This is a genomic window from Actinoallomurus sp. CA-150999 (genome assembly GCF_050942425.1).
Classification (GTDB): Bacteria; Actinomycetota; Actinomycetes; order Streptosporangiales; family Streptosporangiaceae; genus Actinoallomurus.
In genome coordinates this window covers 6,335,877-6,360,957 of the sequence record NZ_CP192063.1, presented here as the reverse complement: position 1 = coordinate 6,360,957, position 25,081 = coordinate 6,335,877, and the positions used below count along the sequence as shown (strand labels likewise).

Annotated in this window: 23 protein-coding genes; 9 read left to right on the top strand and 14 right to left on the bottom strand. The window is 69.0% G+C overall.

What is annotated here, in order from left to right:
* Window positions 1-72 precede the first annotated feature (72 nt).
* From ACQP2O_RS29475 to ACQP2O_RS29460, 4 genes are all read right to left on the bottom strand, one after another.
* Complete coding sequence (locus ACQP2O_RS29475; protein ID WP_433170625.1) at window positions 73-1,197, bottom strand: winged helix DNA-binding domain-containing protein; 1,125 nt, start codon at window positions 1,195-1,197, stop codon at window positions 73-75.
* A gap of 60 nt (window positions 1,198-1,257) precedes the next feature.
* A complete protein-coding gene (locus ACQP2O_RS29470; protein WP_433170622.1) occupies window positions 1,258-2,049 on the bottom strand; it encodes a tyrosine-protein phosphatase in 792 nt (263 codons plus the stop codon).
* A 105-nt stretch (window positions 2,050-2,154) separates the two neighbouring features.
* On the bottom strand, window positions 2,155-2,997 hold the full coding sequence (locus ACQP2O_RS29465; RefSeq protein ID WP_433170620.1) for an alpha/beta fold hydrolase: 843 nt from the start codon (window positions 2,995-2,997) through the stop codon (window positions 2,155-2,157).
* A 217-nt stretch (window positions 2,998-3,214) separates the two neighbouring features.
* The gene (locus ACQP2O_RS29460; RefSeq protein ID WP_433170618.1) at window positions 3,215-3,823 is read right to left on the bottom strand and encodes a TetR/AcrR family transcriptional regulator; all 609 of its coding nucleotides are present in this window, start codon (window positions 3,821-3,823) and stop codon (window positions 3,215-3,217) included.
* 78 nt (window positions 3,824-3,901) lie between these two features.
* Between ACQP2O_RS29460 and ACQP2O_RS29455 the strand changes: the two genes are divergently transcribed.
* The gene (locus ACQP2O_RS29455) at window positions 3,902-4,987 is read left to right on the top strand and encodes an MFS transporter (RefSeq protein ID WP_433170616.1); all 1,086 of its coding nucleotides are present in this window, start codon (window positions 3,902-3,904) and stop codon (window positions 4,985-4,987) included.
* 41 nt (window positions 4,988-5,028) lie between these two features.
* Here the strand turns inward: ACQP2O_RS29455 and ACQP2O_RS29450 are convergent, their stop codons facing one another.
* Both ACQP2O_RS29450 and ACQP2O_RS29445 read right to left on the bottom strand, forming a co-directional pair.
* Window positions 5,029-5,856 (bottom strand): ABC transporter permease, encoded by an 828-nt coding sequence (locus tag ACQP2O_RS29450; RefSeq protein WP_433170614.1) that lies wholly within the window; start codon window positions 5,854-5,856, stop codon window positions 5,029-5,031.
* Window positions 5,853-6,833: an ATP-binding cassette domain-containing protein gene (locus ACQP2O_RS29445; protein WP_433170612.1), complete on the bottom strand. Its 981-nt coding sequence runs from the start codon at window positions 6,831-6,833 to the stop codon at window positions 5,853-5,855. Before ACQP2O_RS29445 ends, ACQP2O_RS29450 begins: the two co-directional genes overlap by 4 nt.
* Before the next feature lie 76 nt (window positions 6,834-6,909).
* Here ACQP2O_RS29445 and ACQP2O_RS29440 point away from each other — a divergent pair, with 76 nt between their 5' ends.
* Window positions 6,910-7,707: a TetR/AcrR family transcriptional regulator gene (locus ACQP2O_RS29440; protein ID WP_433170610.1), complete on the top strand. Its 798-nt coding sequence runs from the start codon at window positions 6,910-6,912 to the stop codon at window positions 7,705-7,707.
* Window positions 7,708-7,717: 10 nt separating this feature from the next.
* Here ACQP2O_RS29440 and ACQP2O_RS29435 read toward each other — a convergent pair whose 3' ends face one another.
* Complete coding sequence (locus tag ACQP2O_RS29435; RefSeq protein WP_433170608.1) at window positions 7,718-8,944, bottom strand: isochorismate synthase; 1,227 nt, start codon at window positions 8,942-8,944, stop codon at window positions 7,718-7,720.
* A 218-nt stretch (window positions 8,945-9,162) separates the two neighbouring features.
* Here ACQP2O_RS29435 and ACQP2O_RS29430 point away from each other — a divergent pair, with 218 nt between their 5' ends.
* The 3 genes from ACQP2O_RS29430 to ACQP2O_RS29420 are packed head-to-tail and all read left to right on the top strand — an operon-like array spanning window position 9,163 to window position 11,678.
* On the top strand, window positions 9,163-9,828 hold the full coding sequence (locus ACQP2O_RS29430) for a PadR family transcriptional regulator (protein WP_433170606.1): 666 nt from the start codon (window positions 9,163-9,165) through the stop codon (window positions 9,826-9,828).
* Window positions 9,825-10,805 (top strand): ATP-binding cassette domain-containing protein, encoded by a 981-nt coding sequence (locus ACQP2O_RS29425; RefSeq protein ID WP_433170604.1) that lies wholly within the window; start codon window positions 9,825-9,827, stop codon window positions 10,803-10,805. The genes ACQP2O_RS29430 and ACQP2O_RS29425 overlap by 4 nt, the downstream gene beginning before the upstream one ends.
* Before the next feature lie 3 nt (window positions 10,806-10,808).
* Complete coding sequence (locus tag ACQP2O_RS29420; RefSeq protein ID WP_433170602.1) at window positions 10,809-11,678, top strand: ABC transporter permease; 870 nt, start codon at window positions 10,809-10,811, stop codon at window positions 11,676-11,678.
* 656 nt (window positions 11,679-12,334) lie between these two features.
* Here ACQP2O_RS29420 and ACQP2O_RS29415 read toward each other — a convergent pair.
* Window positions 12,335-13,474 carry an FAD-dependent oxidoreductase gene (locus tag ACQP2O_RS29415; protein ID WP_433170600.1) on the bottom strand — a complete coding sequence of 380 codons (1,140 nt, stop codon included), beginning with the start codon at window positions 13,472-13,474 and terminating at the stop codon, window positions 12,335-12,337.
* 96 nt (window positions 13,475-13,570) lie between these two features.
* Here ACQP2O_RS29415 and ACQP2O_RS29410 point away from each other — a divergent pair, with 96 nt between their 5' ends.
* Window positions 13,571-14,188, top strand: a complete 618-nt coding sequence (locus ACQP2O_RS29410; RefSeq protein WP_433170598.1) for a TetR/AcrR family transcriptional regulator — start codon at window positions 13,571-13,573, stop codon at window positions 14,186-14,188.
* Window positions 14,189-14,260: 72 nt separating this feature from the next.
* On the opposite strand, the gene ACQP2O_RS29405 is transcribed toward ACQP2O_RS29410, so the two are convergent.
* From ACQP2O_RS29405 to ACQP2O_RS29390, 4 genes are all read right to left on the bottom strand, one after another.
* Window positions 14,261-15,133 carry an IS982 family transposase gene (locus ACQP2O_RS29405; RefSeq protein WP_433191197.1) on the bottom strand — a complete coding sequence of 291 codons (873 nt, stop codon included), beginning with the start codon at window positions 15,131-15,133 and terminating at the stop codon, window positions 14,261-14,263.
* A gap of 90 nt (window positions 15,134-15,223) precedes the next feature.
* Window positions 15,224-16,204: a reverse transcriptase domain-containing protein gene (locus ACQP2O_RS29400; protein WP_433191195.1), complete on the bottom strand. Its 981-nt coding sequence runs from the start codon at window positions 16,202-16,204 to the stop codon at window positions 15,224-15,226.
* A complete protein-coding gene (locus ACQP2O_RS29395; RefSeq protein ID WP_433170596.1) occupies window positions 16,111-16,716 on the bottom strand; it encodes a hypothetical protein in 606 nt (201 codons plus the stop codon). The genes ACQP2O_RS29400 and ACQP2O_RS29395 overlap by 94 nt, the downstream gene beginning before the upstream one ends.
* 934 nt (window positions 16,717-17,650) lie before the next feature.
* A complete protein-coding gene (locus tag ACQP2O_RS29390) occupies window positions 17,651-19,141 on the bottom strand; it encodes an MFS transporter (RefSeq protein ID WP_433170594.1) in 1,491 nt (496 codons plus the stop codon).
* A gap of 199 nt (window positions 19,142-19,340) precedes the next feature.
* Between ACQP2O_RS29390 and ACQP2O_RS29385 the strand changes: the two genes are divergently transcribed.
* Complete coding sequence (locus ACQP2O_RS29385) at window positions 19,341-20,279, top strand: RNA polymerase sigma-70 factor (RefSeq protein ID WP_433170592.1); 939 nt, start codon at window positions 19,341-19,343, stop codon at window positions 20,277-20,279.
* A gap of 256 nt (window positions 20,280-20,535) precedes the next feature.
* On the top strand, window positions 20,536-20,994 hold the full coding sequence (locus tag ACQP2O_RS29380) for a helix-turn-helix domain-containing protein (protein ID WP_433191193.1): 459 nt from the start codon (window positions 20,536-20,538) through the stop codon (window positions 20,992-20,994).
* A 265-nt stretch (window positions 20,995-21,259) separates the two neighbouring features.
* Here the strand turns inward: ACQP2O_RS29380 and ACQP2O_RS29375 are convergent, their stop codons facing one another.
* On the bottom strand, window positions 21,260-21,550 hold the full coding sequence (locus tag ACQP2O_RS29375; protein WP_433191191.1) for an ArsR/SmtB family transcription factor: 291 nt from the start codon (window positions 21,548-21,550) through the stop codon (window positions 21,260-21,262).
* A gap of 77 nt (window positions 21,551-21,627) precedes the next feature.
* On the opposite strand from ACQP2O_RS29375, the gene ACQP2O_RS29370 reads away from it, so the two are divergent.
* A complete protein-coding gene (locus tag ACQP2O_RS29370) occupies window positions 21,628-23,076 on the top strand; it encodes an MFS transporter (RefSeq protein WP_433170590.1) in 1,449 nt (482 codons plus the stop codon).
* Window positions 23,077-23,786: 710 nt separating this feature from the next.
* Here ACQP2O_RS29370 and ACQP2O_RS29365 read toward each other — a convergent pair.
* On the bottom strand, window positions 23,787-25,079 hold the full coding sequence (locus ACQP2O_RS29365) for a hypothetical protein (protein ID WP_433170588.1): 1,293 nt from the start codon (window positions 25,077-25,079) through the stop codon (window positions 23,787-23,789).
* Between the last annotated feature and the right edge of the window lie 2 nt (window positions 25,080-25,081).

Genomic DNA, 25,081 nt, shown 5'->3' with positions numbered 1-25,081 from the left:
CGTACCGGTCCACCGAATTTTCGGCCTTTCCGGCCGAAGTCGATGCGCTTATGCGAACTATCAGAGCACGGCTCAGTCCATGATCTTGATGTCGTGGCCGGCGCCGTCTGCGGCGAAGGCCAAGAGCCGGGCGCCCTCTTCGACCAGTGCCGTACGGTCCCGGTCGGACAGCGGTGCGTACGGCTCCACGTTCAGGACGGCGCGGTCGCGCTCACGGACGATCCGCCAGGTGCCGTGGACGAACCCATCGATGAGGAAGGTCGGCCGAGGCGAGTCGTTCGGGGTGGCGAGCCTGCCGCGGTGCTCGTCGGAAAGCACGCGGGTGCGGTCGGCGTGCGACCGCAGCAGGTTGTCGTACTCGGGAAGGAAGCGCGGTGGCGCCGGGGTGTCCGGGCCGGGCCGCGGCGCGTCGGGCAGGTCGAGCAGCTCGGTGCCGTCCTCGGACCGGAGGGACACCAGGCGCGGGCGGAGCCGGTCGACCACCTGGCGCTGCCGGGTCAGGCCCGACCAGGTCTGCAGGTCCTTGACGGTCGCCGGACCGTACGCCGCGAGGTAGCGGAGCACGAGGTCCTCCGGCGCGGGGTCGGATGACAGCGGCCGGCCCAGCCAGGCCTCGGCCGACGTGTGCACCGCCTGGCCGCCCTGTCCCCAGATCCCCCGCGGCGGCAGCTGCACGAGCGGGACCCCCGTCCGTACGACCGCGGTGAGCGCGCTGCCGTCGCGGTCCGGCAGGCGCTCGCCGAGGAGCGCGCCCAACTCGGCGAACGTGCGGGGCCGCTCCTCCACGAGCGCTCGGCCCGCCGACGCGACCTCCTCGACGTCCACACCGGTCAGCTGCCGGCCGTACCCGGCCTTGAAGGCGCGGTCGAGCATGGGCTGCACCGCCGGCCGCAGCCACCGGCAGTCGTCGGCGCTCACCAGGTGGATCGTGCCGCGCATGACCACGATGCGGACGAGGTCGCGGCCGATGATCCGATCGGCGAGATCCTCGGTCCGGAAGCCCTCCACCCGGGTCCACAGCCCGACGTACGGTGCGAGCGGCGCCTGGGCCTGCATACCGACCAGGTGCTCGACCGCCCGTACGGCCGGAACGCTCTCCCGAGCGAGCAGCATCTGCCGGGCCAGCAACGCCCGATTCAACGCCCGCCTGGTGAGCACCTCATTTGCCGCCGGTTCGGACGTGCGAAGGATCTCCATGCCCGGCACAGTACGGCCAAAAGCGGTCAGTTTCCTTCCGCAATGAGCGGAAGGTGTCCGTCATCCTCGAAGCGTGGCGCGGAGGGCGGTGGTGTCCTCGTCGGTCCAGCCGTGGTGTTCGAGCCAGCCGAGCGGGTCGCCGAAGCGCTCGTCGACGGCGGCGAGGAACTTCTCCATCGTGTAGGCGCGCGGCGTGTGCGTGTCGGCGGGCCGGGAGTCGAGGTCCTGGGCGTAGACGGGGCTGGAGCGCAGCCGGGCGAGGATGGCCTCGAGGCGTTCTCCGGTCGCGGTGTAGTCGGCGACGATCTCCTCGCGCGGTACGCCCGCCACGTGCAGGGCGAAGGCGACGACGACGCCGGTGCGGTCCTTACCGGCGGCGCAGTGGACGATCGAGGTGCCGCCGGTGACGACCCGCAGGGCGTTCACGACGGAGTCGGGGCGGTCGGCGAGGTAGGCGAGGTAGTGCAGGACGGAGCGGTCGCTCTCCGGGCCGGTGTCCTTACGGCTCTGCCAGGGCAGGACCTTGTCGGTGTCGACGGTGTCGACGGTGTCGGCCTCCACGTCGGTGTACTGGCCGCCCTCGGTGAACAGGGACAGGTGGTGGATCGTGACGGTGGGCTCGCGGGTGAGCGGGCCCGGGCCGAGGAGGTTCACCTCGGCCTCGCTGCGCAGGTCGATGACGTTGCGCAGGCCGAGATCCGCGACGAGGCGGCGGACGTCGTCGGGGGTGAGGTCCTGCAGGTTGTCCGAACGCAGCAGCGCGCCCGGGCGGATCTCGCCGCCGTCGGTGGTGGGCAGGCCGCCGAGGTCCCGGACGTTGACCGCGCCCTCCAGATCGATCCATTTGCTCATGAACCGGACCCTATCCGGCGCCGGCGACGGCGCGGCGCGCGGTGATCGTCCGGGCGGTGACGGAGCGGTGGCGCGCGCGGGGCGCGCCGCCGCCGGGGTCCGGGATTACGCGAAGAATTCGGTGAGTTCCCGAACGACCTCGTCGGGGCGCTCCTCGGCGAGGTAGTGGCCCGCCCCCTTCAATTCGACGAAGCGTATGTCGGTGGCCTTCCCCTCCATCTGGGCGACCATGAGCGGGTGATACAGGCCACCGAGCGCGAGCACGGGCATGGTCAGCACCGGGTAGTCCTTCAGGTCGGCCATGTCCTGCTGGAAGGTCTGGTACCAGCCGTTCCCCGCGCGGATCGCGTCCGGCGTGTCGTAAGCGGCGGCGTACAGGGCTCGGGTCTCCTCGCTGAACGCTTCGGGGTCCGTGGCCTGGAAGTCGATCAGCCAGTCGATGACGGATCGGAACCGGCCCTCGAGGAGCTGCTCGGGCAACTCTTTCAGCTCGTTGAACGCGAACCACCACGGCGTCCTCGGCTGGCCGTCCTGGGTCAGCAGCCGCAGCTCGTTGAACGTCTCGGTGGGATGCCCGGCCTCCCACAAGGCGACCTTTCGGGTTGCTTCGGGATGGTTCACGGCGAAGCTGTAGGCGACCATCGACCCGATGTCCTCACCTGCGACGTTGACCTGACCGTGGCCAAGGCTTCGGACCAGCTCGTAGATGTCCCGGGCCATGGTCTTCTTGTCGTATCCGTCCACGGGCTTGGCGGAGTCGCCCATGCCCCGCAGGTCGACGGCGATGACCTGGTGGCGCTGCGCCAGCTGCGGCATGATCTTGTGGAACTGGTACCAGGTACGGGGCCACCCCGGAAGCAGCACCAAGGGGTCGCCCTGGCCTCCGATGACGTAGTGCAGTCGAGTGCCGTTCACCTCGGCGAAGCGGCTCGTGAAACCTTCAAGCATCCTTGTCCTCAGTTCCGGGTTCGTGTTCAGGCGCTCTTGCGACGGCGCCCGTTCATCGCCTCCGCTGATCCATGCACACATGACCTGGACCAATTTTAGTACCGCTCGGTACCGAAGCGACCATAACACTTACGCACCGATCGGTACAGAAGAGTGGCGTACGGCATGGCGAAGCGGGCGAGCGCTGCGCTCGCAGAGGTGGGCGCCGCCAGGGCCGTCAGGCGGGCGGCCAGCTCCGTAGCGCCATGTCGGCCACCTGCTGGAGGTCATCGCGGCCGGCGCCGCCGGCGGCCTGGACGGCGATGCCGTTCGCGACGGTCATGAGATAGCGGGCGAGCTGTCCGGTATCGGTGTCCCGGGGCAGGTCGCCTTGGGCGACGGCCTGCCGAAAGCGGTCGGCGAGGACGGAGACGGCGTCGTTGCGCCAGGCGATGAGAGTGTCGCGAGCGGCGTGCCCGCCCTCGCCGGCGGCGAGGGCGCCCTGGACGCCGAAGCATCCGGTGGGGTCGCCGGGGCGGGTGGTGGCGCGGACGGCGCCGTCGAGGAAGGCGGTGGCCACCTGCCGGGCGGTCGGCTCCTGCAGGGCGCGGGTCGCATACGAGGCCGGTCCCTCGGTGTAGCGCTCCAGTGCCTTGCGGAACAGGTCCTCCTTGTTGCCGAAGGCCGCGTACATGCTGGTGCGGTTGATGCCCATGGCTTCGGTCAGGTCGGCGAGGCTGGCGCCTTCGTAGCCCTGTTCCCAGAAGACTCGCAGGGCCCGCTCGAGGGCCTCGTCGGCATCGAATCCCCTGGGGCGACCCATGGGTGCCTTCCGCTGCCTCTCCATGTGATCGATCCTATCTCTTCCGTACCGGCCGGTGCAGAAGTGTTACGATCACTTCCGCGCCGATCGGTACCGAAGTTGGTGCGGCTTCGGGCTTTCTTCGCCATCGGCATGATCGTCGGCGCGCCCGCGATGGCGATCGCCACGCTACGGTTGCCTCAAAGGTCCACACTGGTGCTGGCCCTGGCCGTCTTCGCTGTCGGCCATGCCATCACCGCACTCGGTTCTTCGTTCGCTCTCGCGCTGGTCGCCCGCGTGATCACCGCGTTCGCCACCGGTGCCTTCTGGGCGGTCGCCGGTGCCGTGGCCGTCGCCTCCGTCGCCCCCACCGCGCGTGCCCGCGCATCCGGCATGATCATCAGCGGTATCGGCCTGGCCACCGTGATCGGCGTTCCGCTCGGCTCGCTGGTCGGCGACCGCATCGGCTGGCGCGGCGCCTTCTGGGGCCTGGCCGTCCTCGCCGGCGTCGTCGCCCTCATCATCGGCCGGCTCATCCCCGCCGAGTCCCGTCCCGACGTCACGCCCTCCGTCCGGTCGGAGATCGCCGCGCTGCGTTCGGGCCGCTTCTGGCTCGTACTGTCCGCCGCGCTCCTCATGCTGGGTGGAGTTTCGGCCGCCTACTCTTACGTCGCACCGCTGCTGACCGACCGGGCCGGCCTGCCCAACAGCGCCGTCTCGCTGATCCTCGTCGGCTACGGCGTCGGTGCCCTGGCCGGCACGAACATCGGCGGACGCCTCGGCGACCGCAGGCCACTGGCCACCCACATCGGCGCGGCCCTGATCGCAGTCCTGGTGCTCGTCCTGTTGCAGTCTCCCTTGTCCACCGACCCGGCGGCCACCATCGTGCTGTTGGTGCTCATGGGTACGGCCAATCAGTCGGTACCTCCGGTCACCACCGCCCTGGCCGTACGCTTCGCGAGCAAGGGTCCCACGCTCGCCTACGCACTGTCCGCCTCGGCGATGAACGTCGGCATCGCGAGTGGTTCCTTCATCGCCGGCATCGCATTGGACTCCTCGCTGGGGCTGACCGGTCCGTCACTGGTCGGCATGATCATGGTGGCGCTCGCCCTGCCGCCGCTGCTCGCCCTCACCGCGATACGCGCCACCCGCGCAGACACACCCGCGGCGTACGAGGAGCCACAGGCCATCGAAGGAGTCACGGCCTGACCCGCCGGGCCGGACGACGGGGCCCGGCCGGAAGAGGGATCTCAGCGGCTCAGCCGCCGGAACCTCCGTACGGACAGCGGGAAGAAGATCGCGGTGATCAGCGCCGGCCACAGGAGTGCGAGGAGTAGGGAGTGGCGAGCCGCCCAGGAGTCGCCGCCCCAGCCGGGATTCCCGAACAGCTCCCGGGCCGCCGACACGGTGGCCGACAGCGGGTTCCACTCGGCGACGGCGCCGAGCCAGCCGGGCATGGTCGACGGTGCGGCGAACACGTTGGACAGGAAGCCGATCGGCCACACCAGGATCTGCACGGCCGCCAGCAGTTCCGGGTTCCCCGCGATCAGCCCCAGGTAGATCCCCGTCCACAGCAGCGCGAACCGCAGGAGCAGCAGCAGCGCGACCGCCGCCAGCGCCCGACCCGCGCCGTCGTGCCAGCGCCAGCCGACCGCGAGCCCGCACGCGATCATCAGCGCGAGTGCGAGCGCGGAGTTGAGAAGGTCGGCGGCGGCGCGGCCGGTGACCACGGCCGAGGAGGCCATCGGCAGGGACCGGAACCGGTCGGTGACGCCCTTGGCCGCGTCCCCACTGATCGCCGCGAATGTGGTCTCGAGTCCGAAGGCCATCGTCATGGCGTACATGCCCGGCAGCAGGAACTCCGCGTATCCGCCCCCTCCGGGGACCCGCATCTGCCCGCCGAACAGGTAGCGGAACATCAGGACGACCATGATCGGGAACAGCAGGCCGACGACGACCTGGGCGGGCCGCCGCGCCCAGTGGGTCAGGGCGCGGCGGGTGAGCGTCCATCCGTCGGCGAGCGCCCAGCGCAGGCGGGCCGTGGGCGTCCGGGGGATGGCGGGGACGTCGATGGTCATGCGGATACCTCCTCGGGGGCCGCCGCGTCGCCTGCGGGATGCCCGGTCAGGTGCAGGAACACTTCGTCGAGGGTGGGACGGCGCAGCCCGATGTCCTCGGCCTCGATCCCGGCGTCGGCCAGGGCCTGGACGACCTCGGTGAGGGCGGTGGTGCGGTCGCGCACCGGGGCGCCGGTACGCCGCAGGTCCGGGTCGGTGTCGGCGGTGGCGCCGCTGACACGGCCGAGAATCTCGGCGGTGGCCGGCAGCGTGGCGGGGTCGCGGACGACGACGTCGATGCGGTCGTGCCCGGTCCGGGACTTCAGCTCGTCCGGGGTGCCCTCGGCGATCACCCGGCCGCGGTCGATGAGGGAGACGGTGTCGGCGAGGTGGTCGGCCTCCTCGAGGTAGTGCGTGGTGAGCAGCACGGTGGTGCCCTCACTGGCGAGCGCGCGGACGGCCTCCCACATCTCCAGGCGGGCGCGGGGATCCAGGCCGGTCGTCGGCTCGTCCAGGAAGAGCACCGCCGGCGCGAGGATCAGCGCGGCCGCGAGGTCGAGACGCCGGCGCATGCCGCCGGAGTATCGCCCGACGGGCTTGCTTCCCGTGTCACCGAGACCGAAACGGTCCAGGAGTTCGGTGGCGCGGGCCCGGGCGGTCCGGGTGCCCAGGTGGTGGAGCCGGCCGAACATCTCGAGGTTCTGCCGGCCGCTGAGGATCTCGTCCACGGCGGTCCGCTGGCCGAGTAGCCCGATCCGGTGGCGGACCTCGGCGGGCCGGTCGGTGACGTCGAATCCGGCGACGGTCGCGCGGCCTTCGTCCGGCAGCAGCAGCGTGGTCAGGATCCGTACGGTCGTGGTCTTGCCGGCACCGTTCGGCCCCAGGAGCCCGCGCACGGTGCCCGCGGGCACCGCGAGGTCGAGCCCGTCCAGGGCGGCGGTGCCGCCGTACCGCTTGCGCAGCCCCTCGGCGGCGACCGCCGCGTCGGTCGTTGTCATCCCATCCCCTTAACTCTGTACATCGTACGGAGTACGCTGTGGCAAGAATACCGTACGGCATACGGAGTTCAAACCGGTGCGACGATCCGAGGACAATGGCGGGGTGACGACGGAGTACAGCGGCAGCGGCGATCCCACGCGCACCATGGAGCTGCTGTGGGGGGTCCAGGCACGTCCTCGGCGCGGGCCGAAGCCGAAGCTGACGATCGAGCGGATCACGCAGGTCGCCATCGAGGTCGCCGACGCGGAGGGCCTGGGCGCGCTCTCGATGCGGCGGGTGGCCGAGCGTCTCGGCGTGGGCGCGATGTCCCTGTACACCTACGTGCCCGGCAAGGCCGAGCTGCTCGACCTCATGGTCGACGCCGTCTGGGGCGAGCGGCCGGCTTCCGCCGACGCCGACGCCGACGGCGGATGGCGCGAGCGGCTGGAGCGGGTGGCGCGGGCCAACTGGGCGCTCTACCGGCGGCACCCGTGGATGCTGCAGGTCGCCACCGTCCGCCCGGGGCTGGGACCGAACGTCCTGGCCAAGTACGACGAGGAGCTGCGCGCCGTCGAGGGGATCGGCCTGACCGACGTGGAGATGGACTCGGTGCTGACCCTCGTCCTGCAGTACGCCGTGAGCTCGGCGCGCCTGCTCTCCGAGGCGGCCGAGGCGCAGAGCCGTACGGGCATGACCGACGAGGAGTGGTGGGCGGCGCACGCCCCACTGCTGGAGAAGGTGTTCGACGCCGACCGGTATCCCGTCGCGGCTCGGGTCGGGGCGGCGGCGGGTGAGACCCACCAGGCGGCCTACGACCCGGAGTACGCCTTCGAGTTCGGGCTCGCCCGCGTCCTCGACGGGATCGGCGTGCTCGTGGAGTCGCGTTCCTCCTGAGCGGAGCGGTTCAGCCTTCGATGGCGTACTGCATGGCCCGCAGCTTCGTCTGCGTCTCGGCCAGCTCGGCCTCCGGGTCGGACCCCGCGACGATGCCACCGCCGGCGTACAGGCGGGCGCGCGGGCCCTCGATCCGCGCGCAGCGCAGCGCGATGCCCCACTCGCCGTCGCCGCGGGCGTCGATCCAGCCGACGGGCCCGGCGTAGCGGCCGCGGTCCATGGCCTCCAGCTCGCGGACGAGATCGAGGGCGGCGTCGGTGGGCGTACCGCCGACCGCAGGGGTCGGGTGCAGCGCGCCGACGACGTCCAGGACCGAGCGTTCCTCCTCCAGCCGCCCGCGTACGGGGGTGGCGAGGTGGATGAGGTTGGACAGCCGCAGGATCTGCGGCTCGGCGGGCACCGTCAGGTCGCTGCAGAGGGGGGCCAGCGCGGCGCGGACCATGTCGGCGGCGTAGGCGTGCTCCTCGCGGTCCTTCGCCGAGGCGAACAGGCTGGCGGCGCTGGAGTCCTCGTCCGAACCGCGGGCGATCGTCCCGGCCAGCACGAGTGACTCGACCGCGCCGCCCATCCGCCGGACGAGCAGCTCGGGCGTCGCGCCGACGAGCCCGCCGCAGGCGAACGTGTAGCAGGAGGGGAAGCGGTGGGCGAGGCGCCGGAGCAGGACCCGGCTGTCGATCGGCTCCTCGGCCACGGCCAGCAGGTCCCGGGCGAGGACCACCTTCGACAGGTGGCCGGCGCGGATGCGGTCGACGGCCGCGGCGACGGCCCGCATGTGCCTCGGCGCGGTCACGTCACCGTCGGCCCAGCGAACGCCGGAGGGCGGCCCCGGGCGGCGGAGCAGTGTCAGCGGCTCGGCGTGGTCGCCGATGGTGGTGTACCAGGCCTGGCCGTCGCGGAGGCCGAGGACCGTGCGCGGGACGATGAGGACCGAGTCCCCCGAGTCCGGGTCGAAGGAGAAGCTGCCGAAGGCGACCGGCCCGGATCCGGGCACCTGGAGGGGGTCGTCGACGGTGGCGGCGTCGAAGAGTGCCGTGAGCCACTGCCGGGCCCACGTGAAGCGATCCTCGCCCGCCGGGACCGCGACGCGCGCGGCCTCGCCCCAGCCGACGAGACCCTCGCCGTGCCGTATCCAGGCGAGCGCGTCGGAGTGGGGGAGCCGGGCCAGCAGGTCCTCCGGCGCGCGCACGGGGACGGTGCGTACGGCGAGGCGCTCCGGCACTCCTACAGCGAGGTTCACGAGAACCCACTGTACGGGAAAGTTGAACCCGTTCAAACAGTGGGGTCCGGTGGGTTCCGCGAGCCCCAGGAGACCGATCCCACCTGGATGTATGTCCGGCTTGGAGCGTAGCCGCCGTGCTCGCCGCTAAACATCGCCGGATATCGGGTTGTTCGCCGAAACTTCTCGATATATCGTTAACGTATCTAGATGATCGTCGAGAAGAAGCGGGAGGGACCATGCGCCATCTGCCGCCCCACGGGGGCCATCCGCATGATCCGGCCGGGCATCCGATGTGGAACGAGGCCAGGGGAATGCCGCACGACCACGGGGGCCTGCCGTTCCCGCCGAGGCCGTCCGCGCCGCCGATGCCCCACCTGCCGCCGCCTCCGCCCGGTCCGCCGGGGTTCGGGTTCGGCGGTCCGATGCCGCCCGGCCCCGCCCCGAAGGTCAAGAAGGGAGACGTCCGCGCGGCCGCGCTGGCCCTCCTCGCCGAGGGGCCGCGCAACGGCTACCAGATCATTCAGGAGATCGCCGAGCGCAGTCAGGGGATCTGGCGGCCGAGCCCCGGCTCGGTCTACCCGGCGCTGCAGCAACTGGAGGACGAAGGGCTGGTCCGGTCGGAGGAGGACGGCGGGCGCCGCACGTACCACCTGACCGAGGCCGGATTCGCGCACTTGCGCGAGCGCCGCGAGGGTGCCGCCGACCCGTGGGAGGAGGTCGCCGACTCGGTCAGCGAGGAGATGGTGGACCTGCACCGCCAGCTGGCCCAGGTCGGCATGGCCATGCGCCAGGTGATGATGGCCGGCAGTCCGGGCCAGCGCGACGCCGCCCGGAAGATCCTCGCCGACACCCGCCGTGCCCTGTACCGCCTGCTCGCCGAAGACCCCGAGGAGGATTCGTGACCTCGACAGACGGAAGAGGCCCCGCCGTCGCGGTGGAGGGCCTGGCGAAGAGATACGGCGACCTCGAAGCCGTCAAGGGCATCGACTTCGAGGTCGCGCCGGGGGAGGTCTTCGGCTTCCTCGGTCCCAACGGCGCCGGCAAGACCACGACGATCAGCATGCTGTGCACGCTCGTCCGGCCCACCGGCGGCACCGCGCGGGTCGCCGGACACGACATCGTCGCCGAACGCGACGAGGTCCGGCGCAACATCGGCCTGGTGTTCCAGGACCCCACCGTCGACGCCTACCTGACGGCGGAGCAGAACCTCCGCTTCCACGGCGAGCTGTACGGCGTGCCGAAGGAGGCGATGAAGGAGCGCATCGGCCAGGTCCTCACCATGGTCGACCTGGCGGACCGCAAGGACGGCAAGGTCGAGACGTTCTCCGGCGGCATGAAGCGGCGGCTGGAGATCGCCCGGGGGCTGCTCCACTCGCCGCGCGTGCTCTTCCTCGACGAGCCGACCGTCGGCCTGGACCCGCAGACCCGCGCCGCGATCTGGGGTTACATCCGGCAGCTGAAGGACACCGAGGACATCACGATCTTCCTCACGACGCACTACATGGAGGAGGCCGAGTACTGCGACCGCATCGCGATCATCGATCACGGTGAGATCGTCGTCCTCGACACCCCGGAGAACCTCAAGGCCGGCGTCGGCAAGGATCGCGTGCAGATCACCACGGCCGACGACGAGGCGGCGATCGCCGCCCTCAAGGAGCGCTTCGCGGTCGACGCCGGGATCCACGAGCGCACCGTCACCTTCGCGGTGCCCTCCGGTGAGGAGTTCGTGCCGCGCCTGTTCGCCGAGCTCGGCGTGCCGATCCGCTCGGTGCACGTCGCGCGCCCCTCGCTCGACGACGTGTTCCTCAACTACACCGGCAGCACGATCCGCGACGCTGAGGCCGGTGCGAACGACTGGATGCGGATGATGAGGAGATGACCGATGTCAGTTGACACCCACCCGGTCGCCGAGGTCGCCCAGGTACGGGTGGCGCGGCGCAGCGTGCGGCACGACCTGCGGGCGATCAAGATCGTGCTGCACCGGGAACTGCTCCGCTTCCTCTACGACCGCACCCGCATGATCTCCCAGCTGGTCCAGCCGATCCTGTGGCTGCTGGTCATGGGCACCGGGCTGTCCTCGCTCGTGGCGAGCGGCAACGGCGTGAACCTCAAAACGTTCATCTTCCCCGGTGTCGTCGCCATGTCGGTGATGTTCACCGCGATGTTCTCCGCCGCCTCCATCGTCTGGGACCGGGAGTTCGGCTTCCTGCGGGAGATGCTCGTCGCGCCGGTCAGCCGCAGCGCCATCGTCATCGGCAAGGTGCTGGGCGGGGCGATCGTCGCCACCTTCCAGGGCATCGTGCTCCTCGCCCTGGCCGGGCTGGCCGGTGTCCCGTACGACCCGGGAATGCTCCTCCTGCTCGTGGTGGTGATGTTCATCGGCGCGTTCACGATCACCGCGTTCGGCGTGGTGCTGGCCGCGAGGATCAGGAAGATGCAGTCTTTTTTCGGCATCATGCAGATGGCGATGATGCCGATGCTGTTCCTGTCCGGCGCCCTGTTCCCGCTGTCGGGACTGCCGAGCTGGCTGGGCGTCCTGACCCGGATCAACCCCCTCACCTACGCCGTGGACCCGCTGCGGCACGTCGTGTTCGCCCACATCACCGCCAGCCCCGCGCTGCTGCACCGGTTCAACCCCGGGGTCACCTGGTTCGGCTGGCAGGTGCCGCCCGCGCTGGAGGTCCTCATCGTCCTGGCACTGGGCGCGGTCCTACTGGGCGCCGCCGTTCTGCAGTTCAAACGGACCGACTGAACGGCACCACGGAGGGGTCCTGGGAGCACTTTTGGGAGCACAGCGTCTCCTGACTCTCACGGATCGGCCGAAGAAGGTCATCGAGCAACGGCAGCGGCGAGTAGGGGTGAATGGCCGCCCGCTGACGGAGTGACTGCTCCCAGCGGGCGGTTAGCGCCTCGACGAGCCGCTGCCGGGCGTCGGGGGACACGCGCGAGTAAACCCCCCGCATGCCGGTCATGCGGTGGCCTAGACGCTCGTGCTGGAGCACTTCAGGGATACCGGCGTCGTCCATCCAGACGCGTTGTGAGTGCCGGAGGCTGTGCGGGGTGGCGCCGGGCACGATCGGTGCCCAGCAGGCATCGGCGGGCCGGTGCCCGTGCGTCGGCAGCCCCGGGAACGGCTCCCTGGTGACGGCGACCGAAGCCGAAGCCGACGCTGAGGGTCGCTCCTGCCAGTCGCAACCGGCACCGACTCCAACCGCTTGGCTCAGACCCGCGCCCGGCAACAGCAGCAGGCAACGGCCGGCTGAGCATCTCCGGCGACTGCACCAGGGCGGGCGGGTCTGACGGCTCTGCCGGTAGCCCCGTCTTGTGCCCCTGTTCCCGTCATCACCGCATCGCTGGGAGTCCTCGGCGTTCTGTGTTTCGGTCCCGCCGAGCCGGTAACGCGCGGGGTCAGGGCGTTCGGGCCATGGGCAGTTGTCCGGGGTCGTGGTCGTATAGCCAGCCGGTGGCCTTCTCGTAGAAGCGTTCGAAGAAGAACGGCATCATGATCTCTCGGAGCCGCGCCGCTATGGGCCCTGCCGTTTTGGCGTCCCGGTTGGCGGCCGCTGTCTTGGCCAGCTTGCCCGTACGGTCATGGCGCGTCCTGTCGAAGGCGGCTAGGGCCGCAGGGACGGCCTCGGTCGCCGTGAGTTGACGGGCGAGTGCGACGGCGTCTTCGATCGCCATCGCGGCTCCCTGTCCGGCGCCGACCGGATGAGCCGCATCGCCGACCAGCACCGTACGGTCGTCATGGCGACGTGTCACCGGAGGGAGCACGTGCAGCAAGGTGGAAGCGGTCACCGCCGAGGAAGCGCGGAGCACGGCGAGCGGCGTCTTCTCGGTCCGGAACAGCTCGGTCAGCTTCGTCAGGCCGACGGCGGTCAGGTCCGGCGGCGGATCGGCTGCGGCGACCTGAGCGGACCACCATACGGTGCCGTCGGGGGCGGGTAGGTAGATGAAGGCCCCGCGTCGCGCGAAGATCATGTTGAAGCCCTGTGGCCGCTCACCGGGCAGGCGGACGGGCCCGTCGGTGGTGCCGGAGATCGAGTACAGGCCCGCGTAACGAGGTTCGGGGGTTGCGGGGTTCAGCACCCGGCGGGTCGCCGACCGGATCCCGTCCGCTCCCACGACGAGATCGGTGCCGGCGGTCAGCGGATCGTGTGAATCGCCGGAGATTCGTCTGCCGACGAGGATCCGGGCGCCGGCGCGCGTCGCTTCCTCCCGGAGTACGCCGACCAGGTCGGCGCGCATGAGTGTCACACTCCGCAGAGGATCGCCAGACCGTCGCCCGCGGGGTACGTCGCCCAGCGGCCGATCCCTCCCGGACCACATGCGCTGCCTGTCCACCGGGAAGCCCGCTTGCTGAACCGCATCCAGGCACCCAAGCGCGTCCAGGGCGCGAAGCCCGTTGACCGACAGGCTGACGAACGACCCGACCGTCCCGGCGGGATCCTCATACGCCTCATAGACCGTGACCTGAGCCCCGATCCGTGCCAGCGCGATCGCACTCGCCGACCCGGCGACCCCGCCGCCCACCACCACTACCTGCACGAAGAACCTCCCGAATACAAGTTCACCGAATTCTGATTCAGTGAAATCGCGTTCAGTATGCTGATGCGGCGACGACGACGTCAAGACGGAGGTCCTGTGGGAGTACGCAAGGCGAGGGCTGCGGAGACCGAGGCGGCCCTGAAAGACGCCGCACTGCGGCAGTTCGCAGAACGCGGCTACCTGAACACCAAGATCACGGACATCACGGCCGCAGCCAGCCGGGCCACGGGCTCCTTTTATGACCACTTCGCGAGCAAGGACGACCTGCTCCAAGCGCTGCTCGCCGACCTGCACGGCAAAGCGCACGACCGACTCGCCCAGGAGGATCACCCGCCACACGACCTGACGGACCGAGACCAGCTCCGCGAGCACCTGGCGGTGGCCTGGCACCTGATGCACGACAACCGGCCCATCATGATCGCCCTGTTCGAACAGGCGATGGCTGCGGGTCCCGGCGCAGGCCGGCTCTGGCGGCGCCTGGTCGAGGACACTCAGGTGCTCCGCGAGCACCTGGAGCACCTGCGAGAGACGGGGCACTCCCTCCCCGGCGACCCGGAACTGGTCGCGGCGGCGATGGGCGGGATGCTGTCGATGCTCGCCTACGCACTGCTCGGCGACGACCCGGACTCCGGCCGCTCCGACGATGAGGTGATCGACACCCTCACCCGGCTCCTGCTACACGGCCTTGCCGGTCCGGGTCCCACTCCGGCGTGACCGGAAGACGGCGCGGCCGCGCCACGCCGGGGCTTGCCGAACGCTAGCGCTAGACGAGTAGTTCCGAAGTGGTCAGTGATCGAAGGCGATCAGTGATCTGGTGACCGGTGCGCCGGTGTGGTGGTTGTGCCAGATCGCCGTCGCCATCGCCGGGATGCGCTGGGCGATGCGGACGGCGACGCCCTCGAAGGTCCGCCCGCCGTGTTGTTCCAGGCCGAGCTGGCCTTTGAGGGTGTCGTTGACCGACTCGATCAGCTGGCGGACCGATTTGAGCAACGGTTCGCCCGCACGGGTCTTCTCGCGTTTGAACGACGGCCGCAGCAACGTGATCCCGCGATCCGCCAGGTCGGTCTCGAATCGCCGGGAGGCGAACCCTTTGTCGGCGATCAGCAGCAGCCCCGGCCGGCCCGTGGCCAGGTGCGGGTCGTGGTCCAGCATCGCGGCCAGCACATCGCGTTCGTCGATCTTGGGGCTGGCCAGCGCCCAGGTGATCGGCATCCCGGCCGGGGCGCAGACCAGGAACAGGCGCAGGCCCCAGTAGAACCGTGAGTGCGAGCGGCAGTACCCGTAGCCGGCCCACCCGGCCAGGTTCGAGCGCATCACGGTCGGGCGCGAGCGGCCGCACTCGACGGGTGTGGAATCGGTGATCCAGACGTCGTCGAACCAGAACGCGGTGTCGGCCGCCAAAGCCTGGATCGCCTGTTTGACCAGCGGCAGCGCCGCCCGAAGACGTTTGTTGTAGCCGGGCCGCTTGGGCAGGTACGGGAACATCCCGCCCAGATGGGTGCGGGCGAAGCGCAGCCATCGGGCTTCGGAATGAAAGCCCAGCAGTACTTGGGCGACGGCCAGGCAGATGAGTTCGGAGCCGGTCAGCTTCGGCGGCCTGCCCAGCCATCGGGTTCCTTCCAACTCGTCGGTGAGGTAGGCCCGCGAGCGCGGTGCCAGCGTTTCCGCCGGTCGTCTCCCGCGGGCCCCCTCCCGCACCCGGCGTGCGAGTTGCCCCGCACCGGGCGCTCCACGTGTCTTGCCCGCTGGTCAGCCGCCTGCCGCAGCGGCTGCCGGTTTGGGGGTCCAGGGGGTCGGAATGTCGTTACCGCGATAGCGGTAGCGTTCCACCGTGACGCTGGCTGCGCCGGTGAAGGCGACCCCGTTGTGGGCGAATCGCCACCCCTTGTCACAGAAGCGGTCGCGGAGTTCCTTCATCCCGAGCCGGTGTTTCCCTGCGTACTTGGCGCGTATCCACCGCATCAACCGGCCCCAGGTGTGGTGGTCGATCGCGGTGAAGATCGCCTTGGATACTCCGTATCGAAAGAAATTCGCCCAGCCCGCCAGGGCCTGGTTGAGACTGCGCAGCAGCTCGTCCAGCTCCATGTGGCGGGTTGACCTGTACGTCTTCTCCTTCACCGTGGCCTTGATCGACGCGATGGCCTTCTTGGACGGCTTGGTGTAGACGTAATGCTTCGTGGTCCCTCGTTTCCGCTGGCGGCGGATGTGGTGGCCGAGGAAATCGAAGCCCTCATCGATGTGGACCACGCGGGTTTTCTCCGGTGCCAGCCGTAGTCCCAGGGGGGCGAGCACGGCCGACACTTCCTCACACAGGGCCTCGGCATGGCGACGATCGCCCGACACCACTACGACGAAATCATCTGCGAAACGGATGAGCCGCCAGTTACCTTGGCCGTTCTTCTTGCGTTTGGACCGCCGATAGGGTGTTCCCATGTCGCGATGCCATTGCTGGACGAAGTGATCGTCTAGCGTGGACAATGCGATGTTGGCGAGCAGCGGAGAGAGGATACCGCCTTGCGGGGTCCCTGTCAGTGACTCTTCCCACTTTTCGAGCTGGTTGAGGATCCCGGATTTTAGGAACGCCTTCACCAACCCACAGATACGCTTGTCCTTGATCCTCATCCGGAAACGGTTCATCAAGGCCGAATGACCGATCTCGTCGAAACAGGCTTTGATGTCACACTCCAGTACCCAGTGATAATCCCGGGACCCGGAGGCCAGATAGTGGATCTCAGCGATCGCATCATGAGCGCGCCGCTTCGGGCGGAACCATACGAGCACGGCTTGAAATTCGCCTCGAAGATGGGTTCAAGCACTGACTTCAGGCTTGCCTGGACCACCCGGTCAGCGATGGTGGGGATACCGAGTTTCCGGAATTTCCCCGTGTTCACCCCTTTAGGGATCATCACCTGCCGTACTCCGACCGGCCGGTACTCGCCCGACTTCAGCGAGTCCCGGATCTGGCCCAGGAAAGCTTCGACCCCGATCCGGGTTTCGACCGTGGCCACTGTGACCTTGTCGATTCCCGGAGTCTTGGCGCCCCTGTTGGTGGACACGCGTTGCCACGCGGCCACCAGGAACGCCGGGTCATAAACAAGGTTGAACAGATCATCAAAGCGGCGACCAGAATCTTCGGTCGCCCAGCGGTGCAACTTGTTCTGCATACTCCGTACCGCCACCCCGGCCGAATAGGGATCCGGCCAGAGCACGGCGCCGATATTCACCGGCGCGTCTTCGGACATTACCTTCACTCCTTGACTGACACGCTGCCACCCTTCCCCATGTGCGCGGGCTTTCCCCGGCTCGGAGTACTACGGCGGCTCCGCCCCACCCGCGCCTTCGGCAGACGTCGCACCTATCCACGCCCCGACCCCTGGCAAGGATCGGCGAGTGGAACGCACGCGGATGGTTCCCACGTTCCCTGTTGTCCGGTCGACGGGTGAGGCACCCGGCTTTGCCCCTGCGACATCGTCATGGCTACTGCCGTAGGCAATTCACCGTGACCTCCCGGCCCAGGCATCGAAGACCCTGCCGGAAGTTCCCCACCTGAAATGACAGGAGGGTGCGCACCGCGATCCAGCCCGAATCCACCGGGTTAGAGCTGGCATGTGATCAAGAGGCGTAACGCAGCCGGTTTCTCGCGTATACCTTCCCGTCTCGCTCACCGTGCCCGGCCCATCCGGCAGTACTGAACCGACACGACTTTGTCGAGGATGCTCCCGTCCTCCCCGGCGACCCCCGGTTCAGACTTCCTCCAGCTTCACCCGCCGCTACGACGGCGAGAGGATGAGCGGTCTTTCACCCCCATCCGGCGCAACAGAACCTCGTGGCGCACTCGATCTTCACGTACAGTGCTGTCAGGAGGGTGTTCAGGTCTTGCGTCACAACATGATCTTGAACGCCCTCTCTTCATGCCCACACACCGGCACGCCTTCGGAACTACTCGTCTAGCGGCTGACGGCCTTCTTGTACCGCCAGGTGGCAAGCGGCACGACACGGCGATGATCACGACGGAACACAGCAACGAGGGCCTGCGGCGGCTGCGCGATGCGACGCTAACCGTCCCCTCCGGCGTCGGTGCGGCGGCGCAGACGGCGGCGGTCCCGACCCGTTTGGGCCACGGCCGCCGACGTCCCCACGGCTGAGCGCTGCCGCAGTGGATCTCCGCCGGAGGGGTCAGGGGTGAGCGAGCACCGGCTCGGCGTCCTCGGTGACGGCCTGGTGTTTGGGGCGCGGGGTGTTCATCAGGACAGCGACGATCAGCGCGCCGGCAAGGAGGATCCCCGCGGCCCAGGTGCCGGCTGTCACGAAACCTTCCAGCATCGCCTTCTTGGCGAAGGCCGGGCTCCTGCCCTGCGAGGCATGCGAGGCCAGGTAGTCCGCGGTCGCGCTGGTGGCGATGGTGTTGAGCAACGCGGTTCCGATCGAGCTGCTGATCTGCTGCGCGGTGTTGACGCTGGCCGAGGCGACGCCCGCGTCGCGCCGGTCGACGCCGTGGGTGGCGTAGTTGAAGGCCACCGGCATGATCATGCCCGCCCCGAAGCCGAGCAGGAGTCCCGAGACCAGCACGCCCTCGACGTAGGCGGTGTCGGTCTCCATGGTGCGCAGCCACAGCATGCCGGAGGCGATGAGCAGCATGCCCGGCACGATCAGCATCCGCGGCGGGAGCTTGGGCAGCAGTCGGGTGGCGAGCCCGACGGCCGACATCAGGACCGCCATGGTCATCGGGAGGAAGGCCACGCCCGTCCTGATCGGCGAGTAGCCCTTAACGACCTGCAAGTAGTAGGTCATGAAGAGGAACGCCCCGAATATTCCGACCATGGCGAGCCCCACGCTCAGATAGGCGCCGCCGCGGGTTCGGTTGGCGATCAGGCGCGGCGGCAGCATTGGCTGGGGCACTCGGCTCTCGACGAGGGCGAACGCGGCGAGCAGCACTGCGCCTGCGGCCAGCAGACCGATGACTTTCGCCGAGCCCCAGCCGTCGGACTCGGCCTGGCTGGTGGCGTACACGATCGCGACCAGCCCGCCGGTCACCAGCAGCACGCCGGGGATGTCGAACCGGGCCCTGCCCTCGCTCCGCGACTCGGCCAGCATCGCGTACCCGCCGATCGCCGCGATCAGGGCGATCGGGACGCTGACGTACAGGCACCAGCGCCAGTCCAGGTAGTCGGTCAGCGCCCCGCCGGCCAACAGCCCGATCGCGCCGCCCACGGCGGTGATGGCGCCCCAGATCCCGAACGCCTTGGCGCGGTCCTTCGGCTGGGTGAACGTCACGGTCAGCAGCGACAGCGCGGACGGTCCGAGCAGCGCGGCGAATCCGCCCTGCAGGGCACGGGCGATCAGCAGCATCTCGAAGTTGTCCGCCGCGCCGCCGAACGCCGACGCGCCGGCGAAGCCGAGCAGTCCGATCAGGAAAGTCCGTTTGCGGCCGGTGTAGTCGGCGATCCGGCCGCCGAGAAGTAGCAGGCTGCCGAACGCCAGCGTGTACCCGGTGATTATCCACTGCCGGTCGCCGTCGGAGATCCCCAGATCCCGCTGGAGCGACGGCAGTGCGATGTTCACGACCGTCCCATCCAGAACGATCATAAGCTGGGCCAACCCTATGAAAAACAGCGCGGCCCAGCGGCGCGAGGTGGCCGCCGGGGCCTGCGCCTTCGTGGTTGCCATGACTTCGTCCTCACCCGTGGGGTTGCCTGCCGCGCGGATCGTTCGCGCGGCGTCCTGACGATCACAAGACGCCGGCGACCCGGGCCCTGTAACAGCGCAGTTGTGTGACATGGGTTATCGCTCGCGGGTGTTACAAAGCGGTGGGGAGCGGCGTCTAGTGCATGTGGCAGGACCAAGGTTGAACAGGCGGGAGCCAGGCATGAGTCAGCGCAGCGAACGGACGACGGATACAGCCGGGCCGCTCGATCGTGCCGATCGCGTGGATTCGGCCACTGAGGTGTTCGTTGCCCACCGCAGCCTGCTGTTCACCGTTGCGTACGAGATGCTCGGTTCGGCCGCCGACGCCGAGGACGTCCTGCAGGAGACCTGGCTGCGGTGGGTGGATGTCGATCTGGCCGTGGTGCGGGAGGAGCGTGCCTACCTGGTGCGGGTCGTCACCCGGCAGGCGCTGGACCGGTTGCGTGCGCTCGGTCGGCGTAAGGAGTTCTACGTCGGGCCGTGGTTGCCCGAGCCGTTGCTGACCGCGCCTGATGTGGCCGAGGACGTCGAGTTGGCCGAGAGCGTGTCGATGGCGATGTTGCTGGTGCTGGAGACGCTTGCGCCGGCCGAGCGGGCGGTGTTCGTGCTGCGCGAGGTGTTCGGTCTGGACTACGACGAGATCGCTGAAGCCGTCGGCAAGAGCCCGGCCGCGGTCCGCCAGCTCGCTTATCGGGCCCGGGCCCGCGTCGCCGCGCGTCGGCCACGCGTCACCGCCTCCCCGGTCGAGACCCGGGCCGCACTCGGGGCCTTCCAGCGAGCGGTCGAAACCGGGGATCTGCAGGGCCTGCTCGATATCCTGGCGCCGGACGTCGTCGCCCTCAGCGATGGCGGCGGAATCAAACATGCCCTGCTTCGGCCCATCGTGGGGGTCGGCCAGGTGGCTCGCCTGCTGGCCGTCGGCTGGTGGAAGCGCGACGCCGAAAGGTCCGTCGAGCCGGTACAGATCAATGGTGGCCCGGGGCTGCTCGTCCGAGTCAATGGGGAGATCGACGGCGTGGTGGCGGTACGGGTCGAGAACGGCTGTATCACCGGCCTGTACCACGTGCGCAATCCCGAAAAGCTGTCGCGTGTGGAGCGGGAGACCGCCGTGAGCCGCTGAGACCGCAACGACCTACAGCCCGCTGTGCCCGGAAATCACACGCGGCCACTGCCACAGCCACCACGCCAAGGAAATCTGAGTCGCCCCGGGTGAGTTGGAGCGGGCCCATCTACTTCGACGAAGACACCCGCGCATCCATGATGAGAGGCACCCACCGGACCGCTGGCGCTGATGGGTCTCGGAAACGACCGTTCACAAGACTCATCTACCGACCGGGCGTTCACCCTGTCTCGAGAACAACGTTGCGCGAACCTCGCTGAGGCGGTTAGGAGACCTGCCATATGACGGTGTACGGCTACTATCGCGTCTCCACCGCCGACGAGAATCCCGATCACTAGATCGACGCCCTGCAGCGCGCCGGCGTGGCGGCCGGGAACAGGGCCGCACCATGTTCGGCATGCTGAGCGTGCTGGCCGAACTGCAACGCGAACTCGTCGTCGCCAGCACCAACGACGGCCTGGCCGCCGCCCGTGCCCGCCGCCGCCCCAAACTCACCCAGCGGCAGCTCGACCAGGCCCAGAAGATGTACGACGACGGCACCCACACCGTCGAAGAGATCGCCCAGACCTTCCACGTGCCCCGCCCCACGCTCTACCGGCGCCTCACCGCCCACCACGAGGGCCGCGACTGCGCCCTCATCGTCCACCGCGGTAAGTGCCCAGGCAACCCGCGCCCCCACACCTGCGGCAAACTCCGCGAGTTCCTCCTCCTATAGCCCGCCGGGCAGCGCCATGAGGCCCACGCTGCGGCGGAACAGCAGGAGCAGCGCGGTGACCAGCGCCCCGCGCTCGAGGATGCGCTGGTCGCTGCCGGACAGCCGATCGCCTTGGCGGCATCATCCACGAATACTCCCAGGTCGCATGACGTGGACGAGGTTTTCGGCACGCACAGTGTGGACGGTCATGTCTCCGTCTCCTTTCATGCGATGCCCGGTCGACGCTTGAACCTCAACCATGGCTGAGCACAAGCGACGTTCCGTCTCAGGTCAGCGCAAGGACCCTGGCGATCTCCCCCAACACGGAACGCGACTCGTCGAGCGCGTCGGGTACCACCGAGTAGCAGATCTGTGTGCCGCGTCGCTTCGTCGTGACCAGCCCTGCCTCGCGCAGCACCTTCAGGTGCTGGCTGATGGTGGGCTGCGCCAGATGGAAGACGTCGGTGAAGTCACAGGCACAGGTCTCGGGCTCCTGAGCGAGGCGCCGAAGGATTCCCAACCGCACAGGGTGTCCCATGGCGCGGAACATCGTAGCGAGCCGCTCGTCGTTCTCCATCACGATTGACACTATATTTGGATCTGCCTATATTGCCAAAACACTCTATAGAAAACCGACGATATATAAGGACGTCCATGACGAGTGATCATCCCGGCCCGCAGCACGGCCAGACCGAGACAGCCGACAAGACCGGTGGCCGGGACGGAGACGGACAGGCTCCCGCAGGGGGTGTGCTCGACGCGAAGCACCGAGTCCTCACGATCGGGCTCGCCGCCTCGGTGACGGTCGTCGCGTTCCTCTGGCTCGGAGTCACCACTGTCATGCCGGTGATCGCGAAGGAGTTGCACGGGCTGGACCTGTACGGATGGGCGTTCACCGGCTTCATGCTGGCCAACATGCTCGCCGCCGCCACGGTCGGGCAGTGGGCCGATCACGCCGGCCCCCGGTATCCATTCCTCGCCTCGCTGGCCGTCTTCGTGGCCGGCTGCGTCGCCGCCGCCACCGCACCGGGATGGATCGCGTTGCTGATCGGGCGCTCCGCACAGGGCTTCGGCGTGGGTGGCGTGCTCACCATCGTCTACCTCACCGTCGGCCGGAACTATCCCGACCACCTGCGCGCCAAGATGCTCGCGCTCGTCGCCTCCTGCTGGACCATCCCCGCCCTAGCCGGTCCCGTCCTGCTGGGAGCGCTCGCCGACCTCTGGGGGTGGCGGGCGGTGTTCTGGCTGTTCGTCCCACTCGTGATCCTCGCCGCGATCCCGGCCGTTCCTGGGCTCCGCGGGCCTGGTGCCGGCGGCCGGATCGACCAGCGGCAGATGCTCGCGACCCTCGGCCTCGCCATCGGAGTAGGTGCCCTGCTGGTCGGCCTCGACTCCGGCAGGCTCGTCCCCCTGATCGTCCTTGCCATCGTCGGCATCGCCATCGCCCTTCCCTCCCTGTGGCGGCTCATGCCACCCGGCTTCCTCACCGGCCGCAAGGGGCTCCCCACAGCAGTGCTGGTACGTGGCCTGGTGTCGGCCGGCTACTACGGGTCCGAAGCGTTCTTCCCCCTCGCCATGACCACCGTGTTCGCGTTCTCCACCATCGGGTCCGGCTTCGCGCTCGCGGTGGGAGCGATCACCTGGGTCGTCGGGGCGTGGGGGCAGGCCAAGTTCGACGTTCGTGGCGGCGACCGCGGCCGCCGCCACCGCATCATCATCGGCTTCATACTGCTCACCGCGGGGCTTGCCGCGATCGCGGTGTCCCTGGCGACGACCACGGCGCTCGGCGCCGCAATGGCGATCATCGGCTGGGCGGCCGGCGGACTCGGAATGGGTCTCGTCTACCCGTCGGTGACCACTCTGGCTCTGTCCCAGACCCCCGACGAGCACAAGGGCGCCACCAGCGGCAGCCTGCAGCTGTCCGAGACGCTCTCTGTCGCCGTCGTCACCGGGCTGTCCGGCGCCCTCGTCGCCCTCGGCAAGGCCGCAGACTGGGAGCCTACCGTCGCCATCGCCATCGTCTTCGTTCTCACCGGGCTCGCCGCCCTCGCCGGCATCATCGCGGGACCCAGGACGCTCGACCCTCGCGGCCAGCATGAGTGATACGCCGCTCCAGCCGGCGATCTGCGGGTTGGCCTGGGCGGGTGTTGATGAGCGCGGCCACGATGACCGCCATCGCCAGCAGGATCCCGACTGCCCAGGCGCAGGCGACGGCGTTGCCGTGGACCGTGGCTTGGGCGAGAGTCGAGGGCGTGTCCGGGTGGGCGGTGAGGTAGACCGAAGCGGCGCCGGCGGCGATGGTGTTCAGCTTCGGCGGCGGTGACGTAGGCCCAGTACGCGCGACCACGCGCGACGGGCCTGGAAGATCACGAAGAAGCGCGCCTACAGCGGCGACGATCCCTACCCGGTACCATGACGAATCCAAGAGTACCCAGACATCTTCAACACGGTCGGAGAGAGACGCACCTATCGCTCGCCGACCGTGCGCCGTTACCCATGAAGGCTGGGTCACCCGCGCCGTTCGCTGGCTTCACCTGGCGGCACGCCCGTTGGCTGGCCGCGTAGGCCGAGCGGGAGACCGGTCGCGGGACGCGCAAGGCAGCGGTCGCCTGCGCGCTGGACGCGCTGCGGACCCGCGCCGAGCCCGGTCCGGACCGGCTGGGAAATGTCGGCCCCGGCGTACCGGGCTCACATCAGCGGCTGCGCAGGTCGGCCGATCCCATAGAACGACCGCTCCAATGTATGGACCCGCGATTCCTTGATCGGTGGGTCTACCCCATCGCCATCATCACCATCCGAAGTGTGACAGAGCCTCAGAAGTAGGTGGCGAGCACATCCCGGACGATATAGGCGTCATCGACAAGGTGGATCGCACGCCATTTATCGAACGTGGTGCACGGGTGTCCTGGCGAGAGGGCGATCCGGTCGCCGACGCGTAGATTGTGACCGTCGGGAACGTCGATGACCGCGTGTTGGTCGTAGACGGCCACGATCGTGTGGTGCGCCGTGTCGAGGCGGTCCGGCACGCTCGTTGCGCGCCGGGCGTGCTTGATGACCGCAGGCCGCACTGCGTCTTCGCCGAAGTCGCGACGGCCGGCGGAGACGACCACCCGGTCGGGCTCGGGGGTTGACAGCACGCTGCTCCATATTTCGAGGGCGGGTTCGAACGAGAGGTCCGTACGTCTGGCGAGCTGGTCGCGTCGCAGCAGGTCGGTGGCGAATCGGGAGTAAAAGCCGTCGTCGTGGGCGAGATAGCAGCCGCTGCGGAGCACGATGCGAGACGGCCGGCTCAACGGCAGGTCGGCCAGCATGGCGATGACGCGGTCGTAGAAGGCGCTGCCGCCGGCGCTGAGCAGGACCCGTTCAGCGTCGGCGAAGAGGCCGGCGCCATCACAACCGATGGCCACGTCTCCGAGGAACGACAGGTAGTCGTTGATCAGCTGTTCGCGTCGCTCGGATGTCTGCAGGATGCCTTCGTATCCGGCGACTCCGACCAGGCGCAGGTGCGGTGCCGCGTCCACGACGGCGCGTCCCACTGTGACGGCGGCGTCGATTGTACGGACTCCGCAGCGGCCCCGGTCGATCCCGGCCTCGACGAAGACCTGGATGGGGCGGGTGGTCGAGTGCCGCGTGGCCCTCTCGGTGAGCATGGCGACGCCGTCCACGGAGTCGGCGAAGCAGTAGAAGTCGAAATCCGGGTCGCGTGCCAGTTCGTCGAGCACGTAGTCGATCTCGGCAGGTTCGACGAGTTGGTTGGCCAGCACGATTCTGCTGACTCCGGCGCTACGGGCGACGCGGACCTGATGGTGATTGGCCAGGCTCAGCCCCCAGGACCCTGTCTCCAACTGCCGGTGAAACAGTTGCGGGATCATTGTGGTCTTGCCGTGTGGTGCGAGAAGCACGTCGTGGCCCGCCTCCCGCACGAACCTGGCCATCGCGTCGCTGTTCTTCGCCAGAGCTGCTTCCCGCAGGACGCACAGAGGTAGCGGTAGGTCCCCGTCGAGAACGTTGACTCCCCGGGCGGCGAACTCCGCGGCGGTCAGGTCGGCGGCCCAGTGAGGACTGCCCTTGGTGTCGGCCGGGATGCGCCAGTCGTTCGTATACATCG

Bases quoted from the DNA above. Each gene is read 5' to 3' on its own strand.
- ACQP2O_RS29390 (WP_433170594.1), bottom strand. From the start codon at position 19,141: ATGGCAACCACGAAGGCGCAGGCCCCGGCGGCCACCTCGCGCCGCTGG.
- ACQP2O_RS29430 (WP_433170606.1), top strand. From the start codon at position 9,163: ATGCGCCATCTGCCGCCCCACGGGGGCCATCCGCATGATCCGGCCGGG.
- ACQP2O_RS29365 (WP_433170588.1), bottom strand. From the start codon at position 25,079: ATGTATACGAACGACTGGCGCATCCCGGCCGACACCAAGGGCAGTCCT.
- ACQP2O_RS29385 (WP_433170592.1), top strand. From the start codon at position 19,341: ATGAGTCAGCGCAGCGAACGGACGACGGATACAGCCGGGCCGCTCGAT.
- ACQP2O_RS29460 (WP_433170618.1), bottom strand. From the start codon at position 3,823: ATGGAGAGGCAGCGGAAGGCACCCATGGGTCGCCCCAGGGGATTCGAT.
- ACQP2O_RS29370 (WP_433170590.1), top strand. From the start codon at position 21,628: ATGACGAGTGATCATCCCGGCCCGCAGCACGGCCAGACCGAGACAGCC.
- ACQP2O_RS29450 (WP_433170614.1), bottom strand. From the start codon at position 5,856: ATGACCATCGACGTCCCCGCCATCCCCCGGACGCCCACGGCCCGCCTG.
- ACQP2O_RS29445 (WP_433170612.1), bottom strand. From the start codon at position 6,833: ATGACAACGACCGACGCGGCGGTCGCCGCCGAGGGGCTGCGCAAGCGG.
- ACQP2O_RS29395 (WP_433170596.1), bottom strand. From the start codon at position 16,716: ATGTCCGAAGACGCGCCGGTGAATATCGGCGCCGTGCTCTGGCCGGAT.
- ACQP2O_RS29420 (WP_433170602.1), top strand. From the start codon at position 10,809: ATGTCAGTTGACACCCACCCGGTCGCCGAGGTCGCCCAGGTACGGGTG.
- ACQP2O_RS29470 (WP_433170622.1), bottom strand. From the start codon at position 2,049: ATGAGCAAATGGATCGATCTGGAGGGCGCGGTCAACGTCCGGGACCTC.
- ACQP2O_RS29375 (WP_433191191.1), bottom strand. From the start codon at position 21,550: ATGGAGAACGACGAGCGGCTCGCTACGATGTTCCGCGCCATGGGACAC.
- ACQP2O_RS29475 (WP_433170625.1), bottom strand. From the start codon at position 1,197: ATGGAGATCCTTCGCACGTCCGAACCGGCGGCAAATGAGGTGCTCACC.
- ACQP2O_RS29465 (WP_433170620.1), bottom strand. From the start codon at position 2,997: ATGCTTGAAGGTTTCACGAGCCGCTTCGCCGAGGTGAACGGCACTCGA.